This is a genomic window from Burkholderia sp. BC1 (assembly GCF_052683555.1).
Window position 1 is genome coordinate 1 of record NZ_JBQYLP010000157.1, and the last position, 2,553, is coordinate 2,553.

General features: G+C 63.4%; 2 protein-coding genes and 1 pseudogene. 1 reads left to right on the forward strand and 2 read right to left on the reverse strand.

Translation table 11 applies throughout. The features are described from left to right. The first annotated feature begins 357 nt into the window (after positions 1-357). Positions 358-1,646: pseudogene (locus ACSHSS_RS30005) on the forward strand (IS701 family transposase). A 205-nt stretch (positions 1,647-1,851) separates the two neighbouring features. Here the strand turns inward: ACSHSS_RS30005 and ACSHSS_RS30010 are convergent. Both ACSHSS_RS30010 and ACSHSS_RS30015 read right to left on the reverse strand, forming a co-directional pair. Further along, positions 1,852-2,379 carry a rhodanese family protein gene (locus ACSHSS_RS30010; protein WP_217258585.1) on the reverse strand — a complete coding sequence of 176 codons (528 nt, stop codon included), beginning with the start codon at positions 2,377-2,379 and terminating at the stop codon, positions 1,852-1,854. Between the two features lie 22 nt (positions 2,380-2,401). Next, positions 2,402-2,553, reverse strand: a 152-nt coding sequence (locus ACSHSS_RS30015; RefSeq protein WP_445545957.1) for an ArsR/SmtB family transcription factor, incomplete at its 5' end; no start/stop codon positions are given.

Below are 2,553 nucleotides of genomic sequence, written 5' to 3' on the forward strand. Positions count from 1 at the left end.
CGTGCCACGCCCACCGCCTTGGCCGCTTCGGCCGGCGTCTTGCCCGCCAGCATCAGGCGCCCAGCACGTACCCGCTTGCGCGTGGCTTCGTCCATCTTCGCCATGAACCTCCCCTCCAATCAACGCTCTGCGTTGGATAACGCATGAGCGGCAAATCGGTTGTCATGGAATTAGTAATTCTCAATAGACATTCAGCGCCCCATTGAGGGACGCTGAACAGGGTTTCGAGTACGAGATGAATACGCAACGCTTGACATGAGCTAGCAATCGTGAGGCCGCCGCGCTGCTTGCGCGAGGTTTTGGCGCAAGCAGCGCGGCGGCCAATGAGGATCGTTTTCGATTCCTCACCGGTTGCTCATGTCCCTGCCTGAACGCATACGCTTTTACCTGCACGAATGGATCAACGTCCTGCTCACCGCCGTGCCGCTTCGCTCCCACGCATGCTTCATCGAGCTGCTGTGCGGCTGCATGATCTCGCCCGAGGGCTGGGTCACGAGAGCCATCACGGCCAGCGGCGGCTCCCGTCACTGGACAACGTACTACAAGCTCCTGCAACGCGGCAACCTGCGCACGGTGCGACTCGCCCGCGCGCTGCTGCGCCTGGTCATCACAGTGTTGCCCAACGATGTGCTGACCCTGGTCCTCGACGACACGCTGAACATGCGATGCTCGAAGAAGGCTCCAGGTGTGGCATGGCGACACGAGCACAGTGGCAAGACCAACCGGCCGAAATACGTCTGGGCTCAATGCATCGTCACGCTGGGTGTGAGCGTACTGGGCAATGGCGGCCTCGGCTGGGTTCTGCCCATCCTCGCGCGTCTGGTTCCTCAGACCGGCAATCGCAACAAGCTGAAGATCGCTCTCGCGCTCGTGCGCGCGCTCTCCGGTGTTACCGATCGACCCATCCGGATACTGTTCGACTCGTGGTTCATGCGCGCCCGACTGGTGCTGCCGCTGCTGCGCCGGAACATGCACGTCATCGGCCAGGCGCGTATCGACACGGCGTTGTTCCTGCCGCCCGCGATACCCGATTGTCCCCGGCGCGGCAGACCGCGCATCTACGGCGAGCGCCTGCATGCCAAGGATATCGAATTATTACCCGCGACGGAATTGACGATGCGGCTCTACGGAAAGGAGCAACGCGTTCGGCTGCGTTCGACGCTTGCGCTCGCGCGTTTCCTCAAGGGCACCCCGGTTCGTGCCGTATGGTGCGAGCTCTACGACGACAAGCGGCAGTGCTGGGCACGAGCGCGTCTGATGCTCGCCACCGAAACGGATCTGGGCGCCGAGATGGTCACGCACAGCTCTACGCCAGCCGCTGGGGGATAGAACCGCTGTTCCACAACCTCAAACGCTGGTGGGGGCTGAACAACGTCTGGCAGCAGACGCGCACCGTGCTCGAGCTGTGGATGCAGATCCGCTCGTGCGCGTGGACGCTCACGCAGTTGCTCAGTCTGGCGATCGCCGACGCCTTCCCGATGGAGCAGATTGCACCCTGGCGGCTCGGCCAACCGGTCACCGCCGGTCTGGTCGCGCAATGGCTGCGCCGCGAATTTACCCGACTTGCCGATTACCTTCGGGGGCACGGCAAATGCGAAAAATTCCGTTGGCCTCGGGCGCGTTCCGCCCCTTGTGCAACGCGGTGAGGTCGCTTCGGCAGCTTCACACGGACGTTTCATCGCAATCTCAGTCTCGTTCGTCGCGTCTCGACCTCGCTTCCAGCGCTGTCGCGGGCGGCGTTCGAGTTTCTAAAGTCCAGACGCGGAATTAATTCAAAATTAAAAGATTTTGCCGTTGCATGTTCTTACCGGCCGAGGGCCGAGTGAAGAAATCGCTTCCCCACCCGTAGACTCAGCCAGCCAGCGCGCGGCGGTTCCAGGGCATGCGCATCAGCACGCGCGCGAGCCCACAGAACCCCGAGACACCGGCGAAGACCAGCCCAGCGCCCACGAAGCCCGAAAGCACATGGAACCATGGCGAGACCGTGGCGCCCAGCACTGCACCCAGCACGATCAAAGACCCCGCCGCGATCTGCACCTGCCGTTGCAGCTCGAGGGGTTGAGAGGCATCGGCCACGACGGGCAGGCCGGCTTTCTTCCAGGCGTCCAGCCCGCCTTCGAGAACGTAGGCGTCGCAGACCGTGCAGGCCCCCAGCGTCGAGGCGTTCACCCGGGTCCGGTTGCCCGAACGGCAATGGAAGATGACGGCCGAAGCGCCGTCGAGCGGCAGGCCGCCGCTTTGCAGCCGGTCCATGGGCACATGGCGTGCCTGCGCGATGCGTTCACGGGCGTGTTCGTCCGCCGCACGGATGTCCACCAGGATGGCACCTTGGTTCATGAGTTCGCTCGCGGCGCGGGGTGAGATGGATTTCAGGGACATGGCAATGGCCTCCGAGGGTGGATCATGGGCAGAAGATGGCCTTGAGCGTGGCGATGAGCTTGGCCACGTCGGGGTTGTCGATACGGTAGTGCAGGGTCTGCGACTCGCGCCGGTAGGTCACGAGACCTTCCTCGCGCATCTTGGCCAGGTGCTGGGACAAGGCGGACTGGCTCA

What these genes read in the sequence shown, in the direction of transcription:
- ACSHSS_RS30010 (WP_217258585.1), bottom strand. Translation starts at nt 2,379, where the DNA reads ATGTCCCTGAAATCCATCTCACCCCGCGCCGCGAGCGAACTCATGAAC.